This is a genomic window from Pseudomonas sp. B21-056, assembly GCF_026016325.1.
In the GTDB taxonomy this organism is placed as follows: Bacteria; Pseudomonadota; Gammaproteobacteria; order Pseudomonadales; family Pseudomonadaceae; genus Aquipseudomonas.
On the sequence record NZ_CP087203.1, the window covers coordinates 2814385 to 2841027 of the forward strand.

At 56.6% G+C, this 26643-nt stretch carries 6 protein-coding genes; 5 read left to right on the plus strand and 1 reads right to left on the minus strand.

Going from position 1 to position 26643, the window contains the following annotated elements:
- Positions 1-1185, minus strand: a complete 1185-nt coding sequence (locus LOY67_RS12390) for a tetratricopeptide repeat protein (RefSeq protein ID WP_265067442.1) — start codon at positions 1183-1185, stop codon at positions 1-3.
- Between the two features lie 249 nt (positions 1186-1434).
- Between LOY67_RS12390 and LOY67_RS12395 the strand changes: the two genes are divergently transcribed.
- From LOY67_RS12395 to LOY67_RS12415, 5 genes are all read left to right on the plus strand, one after another.
- Complete coding sequence (locus tag LOY67_RS12395; protein ID WP_265067443.1) at positions 1435-13554, plus strand: LysM peptidoglycan-binding domain-containing protein; 12120 nt, start codon at positions 1435-1437, stop codon at positions 13552-13554.
- The gene (locus LOY67_RS12400) at positions 13551-13934 is read left to right on the plus strand and encodes an SMI1/KNR4 family protein (protein WP_265067444.1); all 384 of its coding nucleotides are present in this window, start codon (positions 13551-13553) and stop codon (positions 13932-13934) included. The genes LOY67_RS12395 and LOY67_RS12400 overlap by 4 nt, the downstream gene beginning before the upstream one ends.
- Before the next feature lie 75 nt (positions 13935-14009).
- On the plus strand, positions 14010-14288 hold the full coding sequence (locus tag LOY67_RS12405; RefSeq protein WP_265067445.1) for a hypothetical protein: 279 nt from the start codon (positions 14010-14012) through the stop codon (positions 14286-14288).
- A gap of 600 nt (positions 14289-14888) precedes the next feature.
- Positions 14889-15161: a hypothetical protein gene (locus LOY67_RS12410; RefSeq protein ID WP_265067446.1), complete on the plus strand. Its 273-nt coding sequence runs from the start codon at positions 14889-14891 to the stop codon at positions 15159-15161.
- Between the two features lie 361 nt (positions 15162-15522).
- Positions 15523-26640: a LysM peptidoglycan-binding domain-containing protein gene (locus LOY67_RS12415; RefSeq protein WP_265067447.1), complete on the plus strand. Its 11118-nt coding sequence runs from the start codon at positions 15523-15525 to the stop codon at positions 26638-26640.
- Positions 26641-26643: the final 3 nt, after the last annotated feature.

Consider the following 26643-nt stretch of genomic DNA (forward strand, 5'->3'; position numbering starts at 1 on the left):
TTAGTGTTGGTCCGGATGACGATCTGGCACTTTGTTCTGGTGGGTTTTCAGCCAGTTTTCCATCAGGACCCGGCCGGTGTCGCTGCTGTCAGGCCTGGTCCGATCAAGTACTTGATCGAGCAACTGGGCGGCTTTTTCGGGTTGGCCTGCCTCCTGAAGTAGAAGTGCTTCGGCATACCGGGCTGACAAACCGTCGGATTTTAACTTGAGGGCGCGGCGTATGCCTTTTTGGGCGCGCTCTTTCTGTCCGTCCATGATGTCGACGATCGCCAGCCCCCCATGGGTTTCGCCAAAGGTCCGGTCCAGCGCATAAGAGCGTTCGAGCGCCTGGCGAGCTTGAGTGCTGTCCTTGCGCAGGATGTAGATCCAGGCCAGCAGGTGCCAGGTACCAATATGGTCCGGCATGAACTGGACGGCTGTTTTGAGGTGTTCTTCAGCCTTGTCGAACTCCAGCTCGTTGAACTCCAGTCGTGCCAGCCCGGACCATGCCCGGCCGCATTCCGGGTGCGCGCTGACCGTGTGAAGCCAGGCGTTGCGTGAGGCGACGATGTTGTTTTGCTCGAAGTGGACCGAGGCGCAGGCAATGAGCGCGTCGAGTTGGTCGGGATCCTCCGCCAGTGTCTCGTGTGCGGTGATCAATGCCGGGGAGTAGTCGTCGTTCTCGTATTGCAGCAGTGCAAGCAGGCCCCGTATGTCGGTGTTTTCCGGTTCTTGCTGTAGAGCCCGGACAGCCAGTACTTCGGCTTCTTCGGTTTCTTCCAGTTGATGCAAGGCCCGTGCATGCATCACCAGAAGATGAGCAGGGGCTTGCGGGTCGTTGCTCAGGCGTGAAAGCAATGCGTGGGTCGATGCATAGTCGCCACTGTAGAAATGGCCGAAAGCCGTATTGAAAAGAACGGCCGGGTGCTCGATTCCACCTTCGATGGCCTTGTCACCGAAGGCTCCCGCCGCTGTATATTGCCCGGCTTGTAGTGACGCATGAGCCGCCAGTGCACAAATGTTGGGGGCTTCGATCCCTTGGGCTTTTATATGGTCGATCAGCTGTTGCCCGTGAACGATGTCACCCAGATCAACGGCCAATGACAGGGCATCAACCAAAAGCGCCAGGTTGGTGGGGTCATGCTCCAGAAAAGTCAGCAGACGCTCCAGGCGATTGTGTTCAGCGGACGTATGGTCGATGGCCATTGAATGGGTTCTTTATGGGCGGTCGGAAAGGAAAGAAGCTGTTCTGTCGGGCGATTATTGCCTTGATAACAGCCTGCTGTCATGCGTTGGGCACTGATTTAAACGCCTCATAAAATATTTTCCTTTCCCCCTAAACTTTTCCTGAAATCCCGGCATAAGCACTGTCAGTAGCGCTGCTTGGCCGTTTGGTCGGCAGCCATTTTTTTGAGCCGCTCGGTCGGCTTGGCTTCGTCGGGGGAGTTTAGGGATATGGTTGCCATCGTTGCCGGTAATGGACTAGGGCTGTTCAACACGTCGTTGAATTCGCTGGGAGGCAGCGGCGTGGGTGGCCAGGGTAACCTGGGGCAGGCCGGCGGCCAGGCGCTGGTCAATGTCAGCAATGGCAACCTCGTGCTGCGCTTCACCGACGAACAGTTGTCCGGCCTGGGCCAGGATCTGCTGCAGACCCGTACCTACAACACCCAAGGCGGCTTGAACGATGGCGATGCCGACGGCTGGCGTTGGGATGGCGAGCGCAACCTGGTCCTGACCGGCACTGTGAACACGGTCGGTAGCCAAGTGACGCGGACGACGGGCGATGGTCACCAGACGGTCTATCAATGGAACGGCAGCCGCTATCAATCGACCGAAGGTGATGGCGCTCATGACACGGTGGTTTGGGATGCGGGTGCCGCCCAGATGGTCTGGACCGACGGCTCGCGACGCATCGTCGAACGCTACGACAGCAATGGACGGTTGCTGTCGACCACTGATGCCATCGGGACTCAGATCAGTTACGGCTACGATGCCAATGGGCGTTTGAGCAGCGTCGAGGACAGTTCCGGTCAGGCCTTGGTGCTGAATTACAATGCGGCCGGCAAGCTGGAGCGCGTCGATACCCGCAGCGTCGCAGGTGGAGCGCTGACCCAGCAGGTTTACTACGGCTATGACGCCCAGGGCCGGCTGATCAATGTCAGCACGGACCTGAGTCCAGAAGACAACAGCATTGCCGATGGTAACGTCTATCGCACCGACTACACCTATGACGGGACCAGTTTCCGTATCGCCAGTGTTGAGCAGAGTGACGGCACCTCGGCCAGTTTCACCTATCAGTTGCTGGACGGCGAGTACCGGGTCCAGACGGTGACCGATGGCTCTGGTACCACCACGTTCAGTTTCGACCTCGCGAATAACCGTACGGATGTGCTCAATGGCCTGGGCCAGCAGTGGAGTTACTTCTACGATGCCGATGACCGTCTGATCGAGGTGCAAACCCCAGCGGTCAATGGTCAGCGGCTGTCCACGCGCTACGCCTATGATTTGGATGGCAACGTGATCAGCGTCACCGATGGGCGCGGTAACACCATCACCTATCAGTACGATGCGAACGGTAATGTGCTGTTGGAGCGCGATGCGACGGGTACCACCGTTGCGCGGAACTACAGCGCCGATAATCAACTGCTCAATGAAATTCGTTACAGCTCGACTGAACCATCAACCGGTACTGCCCAGGTCACTCGGCTAGCCTACGACAGTGATAGCCGGGTGCGCTTCATGGTCGACGGTCGTGGGCAGGTCACGGAGTACCGCTATAACGCCGCCGGACTCAAAATCCAGGAAATCAGCTACGGGGATGCGTTGTTCGCGCTGACCGGGCTGGCTCCCGAGGCGGAGCTGACAGAAGCGCAGTTGATGGCCTGGGCAGATGCACGAGACAAAACCCGTTCGACCCTGACCGAACTGAGTTATGACTATCGCGGCAACCTGAGCCGCAAGGTCACCTACGGTGCAGTCAATGCAGCTGGCGTTGGGACGCAGGAGAGCAGTACCAGCGTCACCGAGTATATCTACAGCCAACACGGCCAACTCTTGCAGACGCTCGTAGCACGAGGGATGGACCGTAGCCAGAAAACCATCCTGAGTTCGATCGTTTACGACGGCCTGGGCCGCGTGATCAGCCAGACCGACTCGGCCGGCACTCGCACGACGGCTTACAACGGCACCAACCGTACGGTGGCGGTTACCAACGGTTCCGGCATGACCCTTACGCAAACCTACGACAGCAAGGGCCAACTACTCAGCCTGACGCAAACCGCCGCAGGCCAAACACCGCGTTCCACTTCATATGTCTACGACGCCGCTGGTCGGCAGGTCATGGCCCAGGATGCGACCGGCGCGCGCAGCTATACGTTCTATGACGAGGCCGGGCGAGTCAGTGCCCTGGTCGATGGTGTCGGGGCGGTAATCGAGTACAGCTACAACGCGGCTGGACAGCGCGTCCAGGAAAAACGCTACGCGACCCTGGTCGACACCTCGACCTGGTACAACGGAACCCCCGTCGTCGGCGACTTGAATCCGGTCACTAATTCCGCTGATCGCCTGACGACCTTCTCTTATGACAATGCGGGCCGATTGAGTACCCGCACGGATGCCATCGGCACACTGACCACCTTCACTTACGACGGTCAAGGACGGCTGATCCAGCAGCAGACCGGCGACCGCACAACACGATTTTTCTACGACGCCAGCGGACACCAGAGCGGTCAATTGGATGCCGAAGGTTACCTGCGCGAAAACCGCTACGACACCACCGGTCGGCTGATCCAAAGCATCCGCTACGCCAGCCAGACCTTGGCCGCCAATCGGGCCAGCGGCACCCTCGATCAGTTGCGCCAGCCCTCCGTTGATGACCTGTCGAGCTGGTATTTCTACGACACGGCCGGTCGGCAAATCGGCAGCGTCGATGAAAAACAATTCGTCACCGAAGCGGTGTACGACGAAGCGGGCAATACTCAACAAACGACTCGTTATGGCACGGCCTATACCGCTGCGATTTTTGACACGACGGCATTTGTCACCATCAAGAACACCGTGGCGACGGGGACGGCCCAAACAACGACCACGATTTTTGACGAACAGGGACGGGTAGCCCAACGTGTCGCCACCGATGGCACGATCACCGCGTATGAATACGACTCGGCCGGTCGCCTGGTGCGCGAAACCCAGGCTCAGGGCACGACCGACGAACGCAGCGTCCGCACCCGCTATGATGCCTTTGGACAAACCATCGGCAAGCTGCTGGGTGAAGCGTCGGCGCGCATCACCACAGGCATGAGCGACACAGAAGTCGCGGCGATTTATGCGCAGTACGGCCTGACTTACCAATATGACGCTGTCGGAAGAGTGGCCAGTGCCAGCGACGCGCTGGGCAATCGGACCCTGTCCTACTATGACGCGGCAGGGCGCCTGACCCACGTGGTCAACGCGTTGGGTGAAGTCAGCGAGACGGTGTATAGCGCCTTTGGTGACGTTCGCGAGCGTACGGCATTCACTGGACGCCTGGCCGACACAGACACCGCCGCACTCTCGGGTGGCGTACTGAATGCCCAACTGAAAAACCTGGTGCAAGCGATCCGCAACGCGATCAGCGACAACCGGCGCACCTACGACTATGACACTCGCGGCCTGCTGACCTCCACGACCGACGCACTCGGGTACGTGACCCGCTACGGTTACAACGTCTTCGGCAATCAGACCTCTATCACTCGAACCCTCTCGGTGGGTAACACCGTTGTCAGCAGCGCGACCTATAACAAACGTGATGAGCAGATAGGCCGTATCGAAGATGTCGGCGGTTTGCAGCGCAGCAGTTCCACGGTCTACGACGCTTTTGGCCGGGTGATGAGCCAGACTGATGGTATGGGCCTGACCAGTACGACCAGCTACACCAGCAATGGTCGGGTGATTACATTCAAGAACCCCCTCAACCAGAGTCAGACCAGCGCATACGATGCCTTCGGCCGGGTGTTCAAGCAAACCGATGCATTGGGAAACACCACGACTTACGCCTATGACGACACTGCGCGAAGCCTGACTGTAACCACTCCCGATGGGGTCAGTGTGGTGACCGTGAAGGATCGTCATGGTCAGACCCTGACGGTCACCGATGGTATGGGCGCCGTGACTCGGTACAGCTACAACAAAGACGGTCAGATCGTAACCAGTCAGGATGGGTTGAACCGGGTCACCAAAAATGCTTATGACGCGGTCGGTCGACTGATCACGGTGACCGACGCCCTGGGTCGGATCACCCGTTATGGCTACGACGCGGCCAACCGCGTGCTGACCCGCACCGACGCCAACAACAGCGTGACCCGCTACAGCTTCGACGGCCAGGGTCGGCAAGTCCGAGTGGTCGACGCTGAAGGCATGGCTGAGCAGCGCATCACCGACTACGCCTATGACCGTAAAGGCCAGCAGCTCAGGGTCACTCAGGAGCCGAATGGCCTGCAACTCACCACCAGCTACAGCTACGACGGCGTTGGTCAACAAGTGCAGGTGGCGCGTGGCACGGTGGCCAGCCCGAATCAGCAGATCACCCTGTACGAGTTCGACAAACTGGGCCGGCGCATCAGTGAGCGCCAGGATCCGACCGGGCTGAACCTGACGACCCAGTACCGCTACAACGGCAACGATCAGGTCACGCGCAAGATCGATCCGGCGGGTAACAGCACCTGGTATGTCTATGACGCCGCTGGTCGCTTGACCTCGACGGTCGACGCCCTGGGTTATGTCAGTGAGAACAGGTACGACGCCAATGGGCGTGTGATCGAAACGGTGCGCTATGCCCAGCCGGTTCAGATGCCGACAGTTGGCAGTATTGACGGGCGGACGCTTACCCTGAGCGGCAACACAGGCAGGTTGACCTCGGTGGAAAAAATCCCCATCGACCCGGCGAAGACCTACACCGTGCGTGTCAGGTTGCGCCAAGTAACGGGAGAAGGGTTCGTCTATGCTGGCGTGATGACATATGACAGCACGGGCAAGTGGCTTTCCAACCCGTACAGCGGCTCCTATGCCTACAGCGCAGTGGGTGGCGTGAAGCTGACGCCGGAAATGGGCTGGCGAACTTTCGAGGGCACCATCAGTGGCACCAACCCGATCAATGCGAATGCCAGCCCCAACAAGTTTTTCGAGGGCAGTGTCGGCGCACTGCCGTTGCTACTGTACAACTACGGTGCCGACGGCAGCGGCGACGGGAGTCGCCTGGTCGAAGTGGATTCGTTGGAGCTGGTGGATAACGCGACCGGCCAGGCACTCAATGTCAATGCAAACACGGGTACTGATCAGGCGAACTGGTACTCGGCCGGTCTCGTTGGGGCAAATAGTCCAAGCGATACCCTCAGCGCAGAGCGGCTGCAAACGCTTTTGCGCCGAGACAGCACTGACCGGCGTACCCAGTTCGTATATGACGCGATGGGCCGTCAACGCTATGTAATCGACGCGCAAGGCGCTGTTACCGAAAACAAATACGATGCGAACGGCCGCCTCACCACGACCGTTCAGTACGCCAACGGCATTCTGGTGCCGACTGACGGCAGCAGTGACGGTCGGACGCTCACCCTGAACGGTAACGCGCGCGCATTGACCGCCATGGGTAAAGTCGCCATAGATCCAGCCAAGACCTACACCGTACGAATCAAGATGCGCCAGGTGACGGGGGAAGGGCTTGTCTATGCCGGTGTGGTGACTTTTGACAGTGCAGGCAATGCGCTCACCAATCCGTACAGTGGCACCTACTCCTACAGTGCGGTTGGTGGCGTGAAGCTGACCCCGGAGATGGGGTGGCGGATCTTCGAGGGCATCATCAGCGGCACCAACCCAATCAACGCGAGCGCCAACCCCAACAAGTTCTTCGAGGGCAGCGCCAGCGCGGTGCCTTTGCTCTTGTACAACTACGGTGCCGACAGCAGCGGCGATCCGAGCCGTCAGGTCGAAGTGGATTCGCTGGAACTGATCGACACGGCGACCGGCCAAGTTCTAAATATCAACGCAAGCGCGAATGCTGGCCGGACGAACTGGTCCGTGGCCGGTTTTGTCGGCGCAAACAGCGCAGGCGATACGCTGAGCGCCGAACAGTTGCAAACGCTACTGCGCCCAACCAGTAACGACCGGACCACCACCTACACCTATGACGCTGCCGGCCAACAAAAAACGGTCACTGATGCAGCGGGTAAAATTGAGTCTTATACCTACGATGCCGTGGGTAACCGCCTGACCCTGACCAACAAGAATGGCGCCGTCTGGAACTACCGTTACGACAACCTCAATCGACTGGTGCTGGAGATTGCACCGGCGATCAGTGTCGCCAGCATGGATGCCGACGGTGCGGTAACCACGAAGACGGCGCTGCCCATCACGGTCATCACCTACGACGCCTTGGGCAATATCAGCACGCGTACCGTGGGACGGTTGCGCAGCAGCCTGGATGCCGCAGCGTCGACGGACGATTTGAGTCAGGCCCGCACGACCCGCTACGCCTACGATGCGGTGGGGCATCAGGTGCTGATCACGTCGCCCGGCTGGTACAACAAAACCACCGGTGCCTTCCAACAGGCCTCCGATGGTACCGCCAGCATCTTTCAGATCACCACCGAAGTTACTTACGATGCCCTCGGCAATGCCGTGCGCAATCGGGTGCGCATCAACAATACCGGCGTGGCGGCCACTGACTTTGTCGACAGCTATAAGGTCTACGACAGCCTTGGCCGACTCACTCACGATATAGACGCTCTCAAAGGCGTCACGGCGTACACCTACGATGCCCAGGGTAATCGCCTCACTACCAGACGCTACGTCAATGCGCTGACCCTGGCCGTCCCTGCGACGGGTTATTACACCGGTGCGAATCTGACGGCGACGACCCTGGTAGCGAACGCAACCCAGGACCGGACGCTGGCCACCCGCTATGACGCATTGGGACGTAAAGTCTCGGTGCAGCAGGATCAAATCAGTCTTTACAACTTCACGGGTGTGGTGAGCACCTCCACACTGATAACCGCAGCCCCAACCACGCTGTACAGCTACGACGCCTTCGGCCAATTGGTCCGTGAAACCCAGGTCGCGCGCAACGCCAGCGGTGCGACCGTGATGACCGGTGCCAGCAGCGTTCATTACTACGATCAGGTCGGCAACCGCATCGGCAGCGTGGATGCTCTGGGCAACTACACCCGCATGGAGTACGACGCCCAGGGCAAGCTCAGCCGTCAGGTGGAATACGCCAAAGCACTGACCGTCTGGAATGAAAACAATATCCCAAGTGCACCGGTCGCCAGCGCCAATGACCGCAGTACTCGCTACGACTACGATGCGATGGGCCGCCTGAGCCAGGTCACCCAGGAAGGTGTGCGTTATTGGCAGCAGACCATCAACGCCACGAACGGTGTCGTCTCGGCGACTGCGGTGGTTGGCAACCTGGTGGTCAGTCGCTTGACCTACGACGGCGTGGGCAACACCCGCACGGTGACCGACGCTGCCGGCAACGTGACCACCACCGATTACAATGCGCTGGGGCAGGTCAGCCAAGTCACCGAACCTGCGCGGGTAACCGCAAAAAATGGTGCGGTTGATCCATTTGCTTCGGCTGTGGTCCTGGCTTCGCCGGTCACGACCTATGCGGTCAACGCCTTTGGCCAGGTGCTGAGTGAAACGCGTACCGCTGGCCGTGCAGGCGACATCGTCCAGGCTGGACTGACCCAGACTACCCGCACTCGCTATGACGCGAGCGGGTACGAAGTGCAAAGTTACGACGCCAGTGGCGTGGCGACCAATTACAAGGTCGACGTGGCAGGACGCCGTACCGAACAGAGCCTGAAAACCAGCGTTGTGCTCAGCGGTTGGACCGTGGGCGGCTCGGCATTGGTGCGTAATCAAACCTTGCGCCGCAGCTACGTCTACGATGCTCTGGGCCAGCAACTCTCGACTACCGATTGGTACACCGCAGCGGATAACACGCAAAAAAGTACGACCAACTCGGTGCTCTACAACCGCTTTGGTGAAGTGACCAGCCAGTTGCTCAATGGCAACTTGCAAGCCGGCTACGCGTACGATCAGGCTGGCCGGGTGATCCAGCAACAAAATGCCCAAGGCATCGCCAAGGTCGACTACGACCTGAACGGTAAAGCGACGCGCAGCAACCAGATTGGCAATGCGGCGATTGCGACCGATGACCGCATCACCTACACCCGGTACGACAACCTGGGTCGAGCCCTGGAACAGCATTTGCCGGCCTTTGAGGCAAACCTCAACGCCGACACGCTGAACAACATCACACTGACGTTGGCGACGCCTATCATCCGACAGACCTATGACCGCTGGGGCAACATGCTCAGCCGCACGGATGCGCGGGGTTATGTCACTACCTACACCTACGATCACAACAACAAACAACTGACCGAAACGTTGCCGGTCACTGACATCCTTCGCGAAAACGGCACCAGTTATCGTGCCAGTCTGATCCATGAAAAACGCTACGACGGCTTGGGTCAGTTGATTCAGGAAGCGGATCTGGTGGGACCTTATGCGGGGGTTGCCACCAGCACTGAACTGCGTACTCGCCAGCACGTATACAACCAGGCTGGGGAACTGATCAGTGATGTCGATGCCCTGGGTTACTCACGCAATTATCGGGTCGACAGTAACGGTAATCGGGTAGCGACCCAGGATGCGTTGGGTACGGTGTTGGTGGATGGTTATGACGCCATGGACCGACAGTTGAGCCACGGCATCATTCGTAATGGTGCGGCGGTGACGTTGTTGACTAATCAATACGATCAGGCAGGACGGTTGGTTGGAGAAATCAGCGGTAGTACGGCGGTTGAGGAGACGTTGTATAGCGCTAGTGGTTCCGGGGTAATGACGGGTGTGGCTGGAAATGTAAGGTACACGCTTTTTGATGAGCGCGGAAATATCGTTAAAACGCGCAATGAGTCGAAAACAGAAAAGCTCTACGAGTTTAACGAAGCTAATCGTAAAGTCAGCGAAAATGACGCGCTCAGCAATCTGTTGACTTGGACTTATAGTGAAGCGGACTTTGGCCGCTTGGTATCAAGCACGACGCGATTTAGACCCCGGTCGACTTATACTTACAATGGTTTTGGGCAGATAGCTCAGGAGACGCTGTCCGGACCGGTGGAGATTAAGCCGGGGGTTTTTTTTGAGTTGGCTGGTGGTGGGACTTATTATATATATGATTATTATACGAATGGGTTGTCTAAATCCCTGGTTTTAACCGGGGAGTCGTTGAAGGCTGGTGACACTTATCTGGAGCGGTCCACGTATCAATACAATTTGTCTGGAGCTAGAGTTAGAGAGGTTAATTATAAGAGAGTTAAAGATACCATGGTTGTCGTGGTTGATTTGACAGTGAGCATGGAATCGCGGTATCAGTTGGACGAGCAATCTAGATTAAAAGAGGTAAAGGCTCCAGCAGGCTCAAGCGCGCTTAGTGGGTTAGTCTCTGCCGTGGGTAGTGCTAGATTGGATTCGCTTAAATATTATTTTGATGAGCTTGGGAACCGTCGCAGAAGTTTTTTGGATGCCACAAGTCAAGCCGGAGTTCGAACACAGATTGATAATTGGTACAAATTTGATCGGGAGGGCCGTGTTTTAGTTGATGAGGGCTACTCTAGTGGTAGCGGAGTAGCTGCGGGGGTAGTAGGGGGGAAGACGAAAGGTACGGCGATTACTTATGATGTAGTAGGTCGTCGTCTCACAACTGAACAATGGACTAGTAGTGTTGTCGGTGTCAGCGAATTATATAAGCGCAAAAGCTATAGTTATAATGATTCTGGGCAGGTGCTAAGTTCGAGTGGTTTCGACGTCAAGCGGGCCGTGGGTGCTGACAGCTCGCAAGGAGTTCAGTCTCAGACGGTTGCTGAGTTGGAGGTTGTGAATGTCTATGATGCTTTCGGTAATCGTACTGTCCAAAGTATATATAGTTCAGGGGTTGTGAGTTCGTCCAGCAATTATGCGTATCGCGGGGATGGTCAAATGACCATGCAGCGTCTGTATAAGGTGTCTGCTGGGGTGCAAAAAATTTCTCAGGCTAACTATTTTGGTGAGTCTGGAATGTTTGACGTTGTTGGGAATCAAATTCTTTCGCGCTACGCTGTGTATAATGCTGACGGGGTGGGTATAAAATATACTGGTAAGTACGAAAAAGAATATTCTTTTATTAATGGCTCTTATAAAGAGGGTGGGATTACTGCCTCGTCCAGCCTTCCTGGTTCTCCTGGGATAACGACTTTTGGATATGATAGATTTGGGGTGGTGCAATCTATAAGTGTAGGGTCAGGTATCAGGCGTTTTAATGCGAATAGGGAAGGTCAGGTCATTGTAAGGGCTGAGGCTAACAATAAGGCGCAAACTTATTTTTATTATGAGGGGAAGGCGCTTGCTAATGTTGGTACCGCAGGTGTAGCCGAGCTTAGTGATACGTTAGTGCCGATTTCAGATGTCTATCCGGCTCGGACGTCTAATGGGTATATCGTTAATCAGGGGGATACGTTAGAAAGTATTGCGCAAGCTGTTTGGGGTGACTCAGGAATGTGGTACCTAATTGCCGATGCCAACGGACTAAGCTCCAGTGCTGCATTAGTGCCGGGAAGCACGGTACGCATCCCAAATGTGGTTGGAAGTACGCACAACAACTCCACAACGTTCAAACCGTATAGTGCCGATGAAATAGTGGGGGACAATACCCCAAGCCCCATTCCTCCACCTCCGCCCAAGCCCAAGAAAAAGAAATCCGGCGGGCTAGCCAGCATCGTCATGGTGGTGGTCGCCGTCGTGGCAACAGTCCTGACGGCAGGTGCCGCAGCCCCTCTCGTTGGCGTTGCAGCCAGCGGCGGGCTATTGGCGACCGGTGTTGGTGTACTCACCGGAACAATAGCGGGTGCGGGATTGGGGACTTTGGGTGTGGCTTTCGTCGCTGGCGCAGTAGGTAGCGCCGCGTCGCAATTAGCTGGTAAAGCAATGGGGGTCGTGGACGGTTTTTCATGGAAACAGGTTGCCGTGGGTGGTCTTACTGCGGGCGCTACGTCCGGCTTGGGAACACTTGCTCAAACCGGCGCCATCGGGGCATGGGCTAGTACAGCTGCTGAGGCAATGAAGAGCGGTGGGGCCTATGGCACTGGCTACGCGGCATTGGGTACGTTCAACTATGCAAGCAATCAGATTGCCAGCCGGATAGTGGGGCTCGATACCGCGTTCAGTTGGCGTGATGTCGCAGCGTCTGCTGCGGGAGCAACTGTCGCAGGGTATGTAGGGGGCGGTGGTCAAGGCTTGTTGAATTCAGTCGTGCGTGGACAGGTGAGTGCCTACGCTTCGGCGGCTATCAAAGACAAATGGTTTGGAGGTGGACGGCCTGATTATGGTCAGGTCGCGGCGGATGCCTTTGGGAACACGCTGGGTAATTTCCTGGTAGATCAATTGCGTCAACCTTCAGCAGAGACGCTGCGTCGCGCCATTGAACTGGCTGGCGTATCGCCAGATGACGAAGTGCTGGTTGAAAGTGTCCGTCAGACCCTGGTCAATGGCGCAACCCCTGAGCAGACGGGGACAATCTTTAACGATCCGAAATTGAAGTCGCAACTGCATCACCCAACCAAGGGAGGTGAAAATGGATCATACCTACGATATGAGGGCGATGGAGTCTGGGTGGGCGTGCCAGCTGCGCAGGAGCCGATCACTTACTCCGTTGATAATGTCGAAGGCGTTTCGTACCTCAACGGAAATAGCACCTGGGTGGATTGGGCAAACAACGTCACTCCCCCGGTTCATGAAGGCCTGATCGGCATTGCCAGCTTCGCCAAGGCACACGAGGATGCGACCACTCTGATCAGTTATGCGGCGCAGGCGGTCAGTTACGCGATGATGGGGTGGGTGGCGGCTGCTCGCGTCATCGCGAATGAGGCGATTCTTGGCGCAGCGAAAAGTCAGGTTCGCGATTACGCGATAGAGAAAGTCGGCGATTACTACCAATCCAAAGGCGTGTTAGCCGATAATGCCGATATTCTTGCTACTGGTACCGTGTTTGGTGTAGAGACTATTGGCGGTAGCGTCATGGATGCTGTGAATGGCGCTAAGCGTTATGCGATGCAGATGAGTGGTAGGAGTGTCAATAGTATTGGCGCTTCTAGACCCGGAGGCTATCTAACTAACGATGTTGATAATCATGGATTGTTGAGTCCGCAGGTAAACAGGGCTCCAGGTTATATGAATAATCGAGAGGATGGATATGTGCAATCACATCATCCTGTACAGGATAGGTGGGCTCAAGAAAACGTTCCGGGATATGATAGGAATGAGGCGCCAGCGATCCTCCTAGAGTCTGCATCAGGTAGCCCCCATGCAAAGATTTCTGCTGCGCAAAGAGCGCTTCGATTTGAAATGAAAAGCAATGGGGTGGGCCCTTGGAGTAACGGCATAAAACAGGAATTTCAGATTGGATACAAGCAAATGATTGACGCTGGTGTGCCGGAGGGTGTTGTCAGGAAGTCAATTAATGATAGTTATAAATATTTTGACGGTTTGGGGGCGTTTAAATGAATATTTCAAATATTAAAGGAATTGTCTTGGCTGGCGGTGCTGTTTCGAATACTCAACTGGTTGAATTGCAGAGTAAGCTAAATGTGCAGTTGCCAAGGGCTTACGTGCAATTGCTAGAGACAGCAAACGGTTTCTCCTTGCGCAATGGGTTGGTAATATATTCTTCTGATGAGCTTGTTGAGAGGAATGATACCCTCGAGGTGGAAAAATACGCGCCCGGCTATCTTGTGATAGGTGATGATAGTGGGGGGCGTTCTATAGTTGTTTCTTATACAGATGAAAGTGTTTTTTTGGTGGATCAAGGGAGTATGGATCCTGACGATTTTGAGAAAATCAGTCTGTCATTGTCTGAATGGGTTTCTGGTGGGTGTGCGTTTTAATGATTTGATACCTGGGAATTGCATTGTTATGTCGTCAATGTTGGTCAGAATACTTCGGGATAGAAGGGTTTAACTATGGAGTCCAATTTCTTCAGCGGATTGCGTCAAATTACTGAGGACTGCAACGTGCTGGGCCTTCCTGTCTCAGAGTTGGCGTTCTCAATAATTTCTGCAGCAAAAAAATATTCTGATGAAGAAATAATAGATGTCTTTTCTCGCCTGCCAAACGAGGTGGCGGTAGAGATCAGGCGACAGATTTCAGATTATGAAGTAACTGGGCAATATTGCGCCGTTTCAAGTGCGGGTATAGCAGATTTTTCTGGATTGATGAGGCGTATTTCGCAATTGATCTGAAGTTTATTGTGTTTGTGTGATATATGGATCGGTCTCGCAGAGGACGTAATAATTGCAGGGGCTGAAAAATAAAAGGGCTCTGGCAGTTGAAAATTAAAATGAGCATAACAGAAAAATTTGAGTTGTCAGGTGGCGTTACGGTCCTGGCTTGTAAAGGTTGCAGTTCAAATGTCGATGTCATAGGTAAGCTGTTTCATCTCCTCTCCGGTGGTGAGATTCGACAAACTCTGACAATAGTTGGTGAGCGTAATATGCTAAATCAACAGTCGAACCTTGATCAAAAGGCTTTTGAAACACGGGACGTTGTGAATTTATCGCAAGACGAGGCGAGAAGTGGAAGCTGGAACTTGGTCGCAGAATAAATCACAGATTCCTCATGGATGGAGAAACGGGAACGTAAAAGGGGCTGACCCAGAGGATCTCCACAATCTACCCCAGGCCCTACATCTGCTGCATCACACTCGGAGCGTAACATTTGCTTGGACTCCGCCGGCGCTTGTTGAGCCTTCGGTGATGGTCGAAGCGATTCTTCATACGATGGGGGCAGCGAGGCATGTTCACGCCGAACGGCGATAGCTTGAATGGGGGGAAGCCATGGTGATGAAGAAGTTAATGAGCTTGGATGAAATGGAGCCAATAGCTAAGGAGGCGACGCGTCGGGCGTTAAATGAATATTCTGAGCCGTTGAAAGAAGACCAGGCCAATTGGACGCTGGGGAAGTTCGAAGGTGAGAACGAGGGCGTATTTGAGATTTACATACCTTCCGAGCAGCCTTTGGATGCAAAGGTGATTAGCCGAGCCCGAGTTGATCGCAGGTCCGGCGCGGTAAACGTCGAGGTCTTCTTGGAAAAAATAGCGACGGAGACATCATAATTTCGCTCGACCGTTGGAGCTCCTGTCATACCGTTGCTCTGGGGCTACGTTAATCTAGTCACCGGATGGGCGGTATGTCTGCTCAAGTGACGGCTCGAAGTCCTCACATTTAAAGCCCACTTTCTTCAGATCAATCAGGAGGTTTCCGGCTTCAACAAGCTTCCTTGTGAAAATCGTTATTGCGCCTCCGCCCCCCGCATTCCTTGGTCGCGCCCTCTAGTCCTGAATATTTTCCATCCCCCCTAAACTTTTTCTGAAATCCCGGCATAAGCACTGTCAGTAGCGCTGCTTGGCCGTTCGGCTGGCAGCCAATTTTTTGAGCCACTCAGTCGGCTCGACTTCGTCGGGGGAGTTAAGGGATATGGTTGCCATCGTTGCCGGTAATGGACTAGGGCTGTTCAACACGTCGTTGAATTCGCTGGGAGGCAGCGGCGTGGGTGGCCAGGGTAACCTGGGGCAGGCCGGCGGCCAGGCGCTGGTCAATGTCAGCAATGGCAACCTCGTGCTGCGCTTCACCGACGAACAGTTGTCCGGCCTGGGCCAGGATCTGCTGCAGACCCGTACCTACAACACCCAAGGCGGCTTGAGCGACGGTGATGCCGACGGCTGGCGTTGGGATGGCGAGCGCAACCTGGTCCTGACTGGCACTGTGAACACGGTTGGTAGCCAGGTGACGCGGACGACGGGCGATGGTCACCAGACGGTCTATCAATGGAACGGCAGCCGCTATCAATCGACCGAAGGTGATGGCGCTCACGACACCGTCACCTGGGATGCCAATGCCAGTCAGATGCTCTGGACCGACGGCTCGCGACGCATCGTCGAACGCTACGACAGCAATGGACGGTTGCTGTCCACCACCGATGCCAACGGCACTCAGATCAACTACGGCTACGATGCCAATGGGCGTTTGAGCAGCGTTGAGGACAGTTCCGGTCAGGCACTGGTGCTGAATTACAATGCGGTCGGCAAGCTGGAGCGCGTGGATACGCGCAGCGCTGTGGGTGGCGCGCTGACTCAGCAGGTCTATTACGACTATGACGCCCAGGGTCGGTTGATCAGTGTCAGTACGGATCTGAGTCCCGAAGACAACAGCATTGCCGACGGCAACGTCTATCGCACCGACTACACCTATGACGGGGCCAGTTTCCGTATCGCCAGTGTCGTGCAAAGTGACGGCACCTCGGCCAGCTTCACGTACCAGTTGCTGGACGGTGAGTACCGGGTCCAAACGGTGAGCGATGGCTCCGGCACCACGACATTCAGCTACGACCTCGCGAATAACCGTACCGATGTGCTCAATGGCCTGGGCCAGCAGTGGAGCTATTTCTACGATGCCGATGATCGTCTGATCGAGGTGCAGACCCCGGCGGTCAATGGTCAGCGGCTGTCCACGCGCTATGCCTATGATCTGGATGGCAATGTCACCAGCATCACGGATGGGCGCGGTAACACCATCACCTATCAGTATGATGCGAACGGCAATGCGCTGCTGGAGCGCGATGCGACGGGTACCACCGTTGCGCGCACCTACAGCGCAGATAACCAATTGCTCAATGAAATCCGCTACAGCGCGGCAGCGATTTTCAACAATGCCACCGGCCTTTGGACGGAGCCGCCTGCCAGTACCGCCCAGGTCACCCGATTGGCCTACGACAGCGATAACCGGGTGCGCTTCATGGTCGATGGGCGTGGACAGGTCACGGAGTACCGCTATAACGCCGCCGGACTCAAAATCCAGGAAATCAGCTACGGGGATGCGTTGTTCGCGCTGACCGGGCTAGCCCCCGAGGCAGAGCTGACAGAAGCGCAATTGGCAACGTGGGCGGATGCGCGAGACAAAACCCATTCGACCCTGACCGAACTGAATTATGACTACCGTGGCAACCTGAGCCGCCGGATTACGTACGGTGCAGTCAATGCAGCTGGCGTTGGGACGCAGGAGAGCAGTACCAGCGTCACCGAGTATATCTACAGCCAACACGGCCAACTCTTACAGACGCTCGTAGCACGAGGGATGGACCGTAGCCAAAAAACCATCCTGAGTTCGATCGTTTACGACGGCCTAGGCCGCGTGATCAGCCAGACCGACTCGGCCGGTACCCGGACGACGGCTTACAACGGCACCAACCGTACGGTGGCGGTTACCAACGGTTCCAGCATGACCGTTACGCAAACCTACGACAGCAAGGGCCAACTACTCAGCCTGACGCAAACCGCCGCAGGCCAAACACCGCGTTCCACTTCATACGTCTACGACGCCGCGGGTCGGCAAGTCATGGTCCAGGACGCAACGGGCGCACGTAGCTACACGTTCTACGACGAGGTGGGGCGAGTCAGTGCCCAGGTCGATGGCATCGGCGCGGTGACGGAGTACAGCTACAACGCGGCTGGACAACGCGTTCAGGAAAAACGCTACGCGACCCTAGTCGATACATCGACCTGGTACAACGGAACCGCCGTCGTCGGCGACTTGAATCCGGTCACTAATTCCGCTGATCGCCTGACGACCCTGTCTTATGACAATGCAGGCCGGTTAAGCACCCGCACGGATGCCATCGGCACCCTGACCACCTTCACTTACGACGGTCAAGGACGGCTGATCCAGCAGCAGACCGGCGACCGCTCGACACGATTCTTCTACGACGCCAGTGGACACCAGAGCGGTCAATTGGATGCCGAAGGTTACCTGCGTGAAAACCGCTACGACGCCACAGGCCGGCTGATCCAGAGCATCCGCTACGCAACCCAGACCTTGGCCGCCAATCGGGCCAGCGGCACCCTCGACCAGTTGCGCCAGACCTCTGCGAATGACTTGTCGAGCTGGTATTTCTACGACACGGCCGGTCGGCAAATCGGCAGCGTCGATGAAAAACAATTCGTCACCGAAACGGTGTACGACGAAGCGGGCAATACCCAACAAACGATTCGTTATGCCACGGCCTATACCGCCGCGATTTCTGATATGACGGCATTTGCCACAATCAAAACCGCAGTAAGTGTGGGTCCCTTACAAACAACGACCACGATTTTTGACGAGCAGGGACGAGTGGCCCAACGTGTCGCCACCGATGGCACAATCACCGCGTACGAGTACGACTCGGCCGGTCGCCTGGTGCGCGAAACCCAGGCCCAGGGCACGACCGAGGAGCGTAGCGTCCGCACCCGGTATGACGCCTTCGGACAAACCATCGGCAAGCTGCTGGGTGAAGCATCGGCGCGTATAACCACTGGCATGAGCGACACCGAAGTCGCCGCGATTTATGCGCAATACGGCCTGACTTACCAATACGACGCGCTGGGCCGGGTAGCCAGCGCCAGCGACGCGTTGGGTAACCGGACCTTTTCCTACTATGACGCCGAGGGGCGGTTGACCCATGTGGTCAACGCACTGGGCGAAGTCAGCGAGACGGTGTACAGCGCCTTCGGCGATGTTCGCGAGCGTACGGCATTCACTGGGCGCCTGGCCGATACGGACACGGCCACACTCTCAGGCGGGGTATTGAATGCCCAACTGAAAACCCTGGTGCAAGCGATCCGCAACGCGAACAGCGACAACCGACGCACCTACGACTATGACACCCGCGGTCTGCTGACCTCCACGACTGACGCACTCGGGTACGTGACCCGTTACGGTTACAACGCCTTCGGCAACCAGACCTCCGTCACTCGAACCGTCTCGGCGGGCAACACGGTCACCAGCAGCACAACGTATAACAGCCGAGGAGAGCAGATCGGTCGTGTTGACGATGTAGGCGGGCTCGCCCGCAGCACTGCGATCAGCTACGACGCCTTTGGAAGAGTACTGACCACTACCGACGGCCGCGGATTGGTCAGTTCCACGAGCTATGACCAGAGCGGGCGGATCATCACGACAACCAACACACTGGGGCAAAGTCGCAGCAGTGAATACGACGCCTTGGGCCGGGTCTTCAGGCAAATTGATGCCTTGGGCCGGACGACCAGCTACCGATACAACGACAGTGACCGCAGTCTGACCGTGACCACGCCGGATGGCGTCAGTGTGACCACCGTCAATACCCGCCATGGCCAGACGTTGACATTCACCGATGGCAGCGGCAACACCACCCGCTATGCGTACGACAAGAATGGCCAGGTCACCAGCGTTCTGGATGGCTTGGGCCGTGAAACAAGCAATGCCTACGACGAAGCGGGCAACCTGCTGGGTGTGACTGATGCCTTGGGGCGCACGACCCGGTACGGCTACGACGCCGCCAACCGCATGCTGACCCGCACCGATGCCGCCAACAGCGTAACCCGTTACACTTTCGACGGTCAGGGGCGACGCATTCAAGTGGTTGAGGCCGAAGGGAGTGCGGTGCCGAAAATCACCGCCTATGCCTACGACAGTAACGGCCAGACGCTGGTCGTTACCCAGGACCCGGCGGGCCTGCAGCTCACCACGACCTACAGCTATGACGGGCTTGGTAATCAGGTCCAGGTTACTCGAGGCACCGTAGCCAACCCAAACCAGCAAAACACCCTGTACGAATTCGACAATCTGGGCCGCCGCATCAGTGAGCGCCAGGATCCGACCGGGCTGAATCTGACCACCCAATATCGCTACAACGGCAATGACCAGGTTACGCGCAAGATCGATGCGGCGGGCAACAGCACCTGGTATGTCTATGACAACGCAGGGCAACTGAGTGAAACGGTCAATGCGTTGGGCGGCGTGACCCGTAATCGCTACGACGCGGCCGGTAATCTGCTCAGCACCACGCATTACGCCACGGCACTGGATTCGAATACGCTTGCCAGTTTTGGTGATGGGATACTCAGCGTCGCCGTGACACTCGATGCCACGCACGACCAGACAACGACCTACGTCTACGACGACGTCGGCCGGGTGCGCTATAGCATCAACGCGTTGAATCAGATCAGCGAAACGATCTACGACGCCAATGGCCGTGTCAGCGAAACCCGCCAGTACGACAAGGCCATTGCCGCCAATGCCCCTAGAACCTTGGCTGGTACCGCTGCTGCCTTAGTCGCATCCGGCGCGCAAGCGCGCAGTACGCGCTCGGTTTACGATGCAGCCGGCCAGCTCCTGAGCATCACTGACGCGGCTGGAAAGGTCGAATCCTACACCTACGACGCCGTGGGCAACCGCCTGACCCTGACCAACAAGAATGGCTCAGTCTGGAACTACCGTTACGACAACCTCAATCGACTGGTGCTGGAGATTGCACCGGCGATCAGTGTCGCCAGTATGGATGCCAATGGTGTGGTGACCACGAAGACGGCGTTGCCTATCACCGTCATCACCTACGACGCCTTGGGCAATATCAGCACGCGTACCGTGGGACGGTTGCGCAGCAGCCTGGATGCCACTGCGTCGACGGACGATTTGAGTCAGGCCCGCACGACCCGCTACGCCTACGATGCGGTGGGGCATCAGGTGCTGATCACGTCGCCCGGCTGGTACAACAAAACCACTGGCGCCTTCCAACAGGCCTCCGACGGTAGCGCCAACACCTTTCAGATCACCACCGAAGTTACTTACGATGCCCTCGGCAATGCCGTGCGCAATCGGGTGCGCATCAACAATACCGGCGTGGTGGCCACTGATTTTGTCGACAGCTATAAGGTCTACGACAGCCTTGGCCAACTGACACACGACATAGATGCTCTCAAGGGTGTCACGGCCTACACCTACGATGCCCAGGGTAATCGTCTGACCACCAAGCGCTACGCCAATGCGCTGAACCTGGCCGTCCCTGCGATGGGTTATTACGCCAGTGCGAACCTGACGGCGACGACCCTGGTGCCTAACGCAACCCAGGACCGAACGCTGACCACTCGCTATGACGCGCTGGGACGTAAAGTCTCGGTGCAGCAGGACCAAGTCAGCCTTTACAGCTTCACGGGCACGGTTAGCACTTCGACGTTAATAACCGCAGCCCCAACCACGTTGTACAGCTACGACGCCTTCGGCCAATTGGTTCGTGAAACCCAGGTCGCGCGCAACGCCAGCGGTGCGACCGTGATGACCGGCACCAGCAGCGTTCATTACTACGATCAGGTCGGCAACCGCATCGGCAGCGTGGATGCGCTGGGCAATTACACGCGCATGGAATACGACGCCCAAGGCAAGCTCAGACGTCAGGTGGAATACGCCAATGCATTGACCACCTGGAATGAAAACAGCATCCCAAGCACACCGGTCGCCAGCGCCAATGACCGCAGTACTCGCTACGACTACGACGCGATGGGCCGCTTGAGCCAGGTCACTCAGGAAAGTGTGCGTTATTGGCAGCAGACCATTAACGCCACAAACGGTGTCGTCTCAGCGACTGCGGTGATGGGCAATCTGGTGGTCAGTCGCTTGACCTACGACGGCGTGGGCAACACCCGCACGGTGACCGACGCTGCCGGCAACGTGACCACCACCGATTACAACGCACTAGGGCAAGTCAGCCAAGTCACGGAACCGGCGCGGGTAACCGCAAAAAGTGGGACGGTCAATCCATTTGCTTCGGCCGTGGTCCTGGCTTCGCCGGTCACGACCTATGCGGTCAACGCCTTTGGCCAGGTCCTGAGTGAAACGCGTACCGCTGGCCGTGCAGGCGACATCGTCCAGGCTGGACTGACCCAGACTACCCGCACTCGCTATGACGCCGCCGGTTATGAAGTTCAGGAAATCGACGCTGCCGGTTCCGCGCAGAACTACAAGGTCGATGTCGCCGGCCGTCGTCTGGAAGAAAGCCGGCAGGTCAGCGCCACCTTGAGTGCCTGGACCTCCGGTGGGACAGCCGTCAGCTATAACCAGACCTTGAAGCGTACCTTCGAGTACGACGCGCTTGGTCAGCAGGCTGCCACCGTCGACTGGTATACCGTCGCCGATGGTACGGCGCAGAGTACCCGTAACAGTGTGCTCTATAATCGCTTCGGCGAAGTCACGCAGAAACTGCTCAACGGCAACCTGTTCGCCAGCTATGACTACGATCAGGCCGGGCGTGTCATCCAACAACAAGATGCCCAAGGCATCAGCCAGTTGGCCTACGACCTGTCCGGCAAGGCCAGTCGCAGCATCCAGCTCGGCGATGCCGCAACCGCGGCCGATGACCGTATTAGCTACGTGCGCAACGATCTGCTTGGTCGCGCCCTCGAACTGCACCTGCCGGCCTTTGAAGCGAACCTCAATGCCGACACGCTGAACAACGTCACGCTGACGTTGACCACCCCCATCATCCGTCAGGCCTACGACCGCTGGGGCAACATGCTCAGCCGCACGGATGCGCGAGGCTATGTCACCACCTACACCTACGACCACAACAACAAGCAACTGACTGAAACCCTACCGGTCACTGACATTTTGCGTGAAAATGGCACCAGCTATCGCGCCAGCCTGATCCATGAAAAGCGTTACGACGGTTTGGGGCAGTTGATTCAGGAAACGGATCTGGTGGGGCCTTACAGTGGCGTCACTGGCAACACTCTGCTGCGGACCCGTCAGCATGTGTACAACCAGGCTGGGGAACTGATCCGTGATGTCGATGCCCTGGGCTATTCGCGCAGTTACTTGGTCGACAGCAACGGTAACCGGGTGGCGACAAAGGATGCGCTGGGGACGGTGCTGGTGGATGCTTATGACGCCATGGATCGTCAGTTGAGCCACGGCATCATTCGCAGTGGCGTGGCGGTCACACTGTTGACCAATCAATACGATCAGGCGGGGCGGTTGTATGGCGAAATCAGTGGGGCCAGCGCTGTCGAGGAAACCCTCAACAGCGTCGCCAACGCCAACTTTTCCAGCACTACCACCGGCGTTGCGGGTAATACCAGGTACAGCTTGTACGACGAGCGCGGCAATATTGTTAAAACGCGTAACGAGTCGAAAATTGAGAAGACCATCGAGTACGACGTCAACAACCGCAAGGTTAAAGAGACTGATGGACTGAATGGAGTTTTGACTTGGTCCTACGACACTGAGGATTTCGGGCTTCTCAGCAGCCGTAAGGACTTGGGCGGGCGGGTGTACAGCTTTACCTATAATGGCTTTGGACAACTCATCAGAGAAGGTCTGACTACTGCCAGCGGGGCGGGGCCGGACAAAATTTACAGCTACTACGGCAATGGTCTGGCCAAGACCATCGTCGAGGGCACCGTCACCAGGAGTGCTGCGGGGACAGTGACCGCCGAAGATTCGCGCACCTCGACCTATGCCTATGATCTGAGCGGAAATCGCATAAGGGAGATCAACAGCGGGCGTTATCTGAACGGGGCTGTTTCCCAGGTAAGCAGCAACGAAGTGCGCAGCAAGTTCGATGAGCAGGGGAGACTGAAGGAGCTCAAGGCGCCTTCGGGTAATCAACTTGTGGGGGCGCTCGGCACCCAGTATACCTTGGCCAGCACAGCGAGGCTGGATTCACTGAAGTATGACTACGATGAAATGGGTAACCGTCGGCGCGTTTATCTAGATACAACTAATCAGTCTGGCAGTCGCAAGATCGTCGATGACTGGTACAAGTTTGATCTGGAAGATCGGGCTTTGATTGTGGAAGGCTATTTGAAAAATGGCAAAATTGTCGCCGGTACGGTGCAAGGTAGGAGTTCTGTTAGCGGAAGCCCTACTGTGAGTGTCGCGGCAAAAGGCTACTCCATCAGTTATGACGTGCTCGGAAGACGACAAAGCTCCGAGCGTTGGCAGGCGGCCATATATGAGGAAAAGAGAGATGGGGCTAAACCTGTAGATTGGACATACTGGCAGGTATATAGCGGCGATACCTATCTACGTTCGACCTATATCTATAACGATCTGGGGCAGGTTTCAACTATCGCAGGTGCGCAAGTGGCTCGTGCTGGTGTGTCCGATACTACCATGGCAACTAAAAGTATAGTCGGAGGTTCGTACTATAAAAAAGTCACCTACGCCGCACTCGGCAGGGCATATACTCTTTTTTCCGCCACTTATGATGAGCGCGGCAATCGTGCCCGACAAGCTGATTACTCTTATAGCTGGAAAGGTGGCGAAACCTCACTTGCGAGCAGTGCAAGTAGTATCTACAACTATCGCGGCGACGCTCAGGCGCTTAGCGAATTGAAATATAGTGGTGGCGTATTAACTCAGGCAAATTATTTCAATGAGCTTGGTATGTTGGATGCCGTAGGCAATCAACGGGCCTATCGTTACGTTGCCTATAATGCAAATGGCAGTATTAACCATCGGGGAAATTTCAGCGCCGGGCAGATGGCGTTCGATGGCTATAAGGAAAGCCAGGCCACGATAACCCGTACCAATGGCGGCTCGCCAGGCACCACAACCAACACGTACTCCGCTCGCGGCGAACTTCTGCAGAGCGTTGGCACCGGTGGGAACGTCTTTACCCGCGGACTCGCAACCAATGCCGAAGGGCGGCTGATTGCGCGCCGAGAGTCTTCCGGAGTAGCCCAGACCTACCTGTACTATCAAGGCGCTGCTCTGGCGAACATCGGCAATGCCTCCGCCCCGGAAGTCAGCGATACCTTCACCCCAATCTCTCCTGACTATCCAGGGCGCACCCCCAGCAACTACGTCGTCAATCAGGGCGACACGCTGGAAAGCATCGCCCAGAGCGTCTGGGGTGATTCCGGTATGTGGTACCTGATCGCCGACGCCAATGGCCTGGCCTCGAGCGACGAACTTACGCCCGGCGATAGTCTGAAAATCCCCAACGTGGTCAGCAGTACGCACAACGACGCGACCACGTTCAAGCCATACGACCCCGATGATGTCATCGGCAACATCAACCCCAGCCCGAAAGCACCACCACCGCCCAAGCCCAAGAAAAAGAAAAGCGGGGGGCTGGCAACTATTGTGATGGTGGTGGTGGCTGTGGTCGCAACGGTGTTCACTGCGGGGGCCGCCACAGCGGTGCTCAGCGGAGCAGCCACCACCCTTGGCGGCGCGGCCGCCGCAGGTACTGCTGCACTGTCTGCCGCCGCGGCAGGAACGGCTGCCACTATTAGTCTTGGCGGTGCAATCATCGGGGCTGCCGTGGGTAGCGCGGTTTCCCAGGCGGTTGGCATGGGCATGGGCGCGGTGGATAAATTCTCCTGGGGGCAAGTAGCTGTCAGCGGGATTACCGGGGGGCTCACTTACGGAATCACATCCGGCATCAATACATTGGCACAAGGCGCTCAGCCAGGTTCCTGGGCCCAAACCGCGGCCAGTGCCGCCAGAACCTATACAGCTCAAGGCGTCTTTAACTATGCCACCAGCCAAGTCGCCAATCGCATCGCTGGTCTTGATACCTCATTCAGTTGGCGAGGTGTCGCCGCGTCGGCTGCGGGGGCAACTATCGCAGGGTATGTAGGGGGCGGTGGTCAAGGCTTGTTGAGTTCAGGCATACGTGGGCAAGTGAGTGCCTACGCTTCGGCGGCTATCAAAGACAAATGGTTTGGCGGTGGACGGCCTGATTACGGTCAGGTTGCGGCGGATGCTTTTGGTAATACGCTGGGCAACTTCTTCGTGGATCAATTGGGTCAACCTTCGGAAGAGACGGTGCAACGGGCAATGACGTTGTCTGGGTTGCCGGATGATGAGGTTTATAGGGACGCTGTCGGCCGGCTGGTGGCCAACGGAGCAACTCCCGAAGTTGTGGGGGAAATCCACAACGACCCAGGACTAAGATCGACGCTGCTTCACCCAACGCGACCTGGCGAGAATGGCGCTTACCTGAGGTATGAGGGCGATGGGGTATGGGTAGGCATACCACCTGTTCAGGAGCCGATCACTTACTCCGTTGATAATGTCGAAGGCGTTTCGTATCTCAACGGAAATAGCACCTGGGTGGATTGGGCAAACAACGTCACTCCCCCGGTCCATGAAGGCCTGGTCAGCGTTGCCAGCTTCGCCCGGGCACACGAGGGTGCGACCACTCTGATCAGTTATGCGGCGCAGGCGGTCAGTTTCGCGATGGCGGCGCCGATGGCGACTGCGCGCGTCATCGCGAACGAGGCGATTCTTGGCGCAGCGAAAAGTCAGATTCGCGATTATGCGATAGAGAAAGTCGGCGATTACTACCAATCCAAAGGCGTGTTAGCTGATAATGCCGATACTCTTGCTACTGGTACTGTGTTTGGTGTAGAGACTATTGGCGGTAGCGTCATGGATGCTGTGAATGGCGCTAAGCGTTATGCGATGCAGATGCGTGATAAGGATATTGCGAACAGTGCTGCGACCTCTAGTATCGATCATTCATATGGTGTAGAGAATGGTAGTGAGCCTCAATGGAGGCTGTTACAAGTGGATCCACGAAACTTGATTCCCACTCAGGAGAAGGCTGAGATGTCAGGGTCGCAAATAAAGCGTTTTACGAAGGATATGCTTAAGAATGGGTTTGATCAAAATCATCCTGTAGATGCTTGGAGGAACCCTTCCACTGGGCGGCTTGAAATTCAAGATGGACATCATCGCACAGCAGCTGCTAGAAAAGCGGGTTTAGATAAAATACCGGTAAATGTATGGGAGTGATGA

What these genes read in the sequence shown, in the direction of transcription:
- LOY67_RS12410 (WP_265067446.1), top strand. Translation starts at nt 14,889, where the DNA reads ATGAAGAAGTTAATGAGCTTGGATGAAATGGAGCCAATAGCTAAGGAG.
- LOY67_RS12415 (WP_265067447.1), top strand. Translation starts at nt 15,523, where the DNA reads ATGGTTGCCATCGTTGCCGGTAATGGACTAGGGCTGTTCAACACGTCG.
- LOY67_RS12400 (WP_265067444.1), top strand. Translation starts at nt 13,551, where the DNA reads ATGAATATTTCAAATATTAAAGGAATTGTCTTGGCTGGCGGTGCTGTT.
- LOY67_RS12390 (WP_265067442.1), bottom strand. Translation starts at nt 1,185, where the DNA reads ATGGCCATCGACCATACGTCCGCTGAACACAATCGCCTGGAGCGTCTG.
- LOY67_RS12395 (WP_265067443.1), top strand. Translation starts at nt 1,435, where the DNA reads ATGGTTGCCATCGTTGCCGGTAATGGACTAGGGCTGTTCAACACGTCG.
- LOY67_RS12405 (WP_265067445.1), top strand. Translation starts at nt 14,010, where the DNA reads ATGGAGTCCAATTTCTTCAGCGGATTGCGTCAAATTACTGAGGACTGC.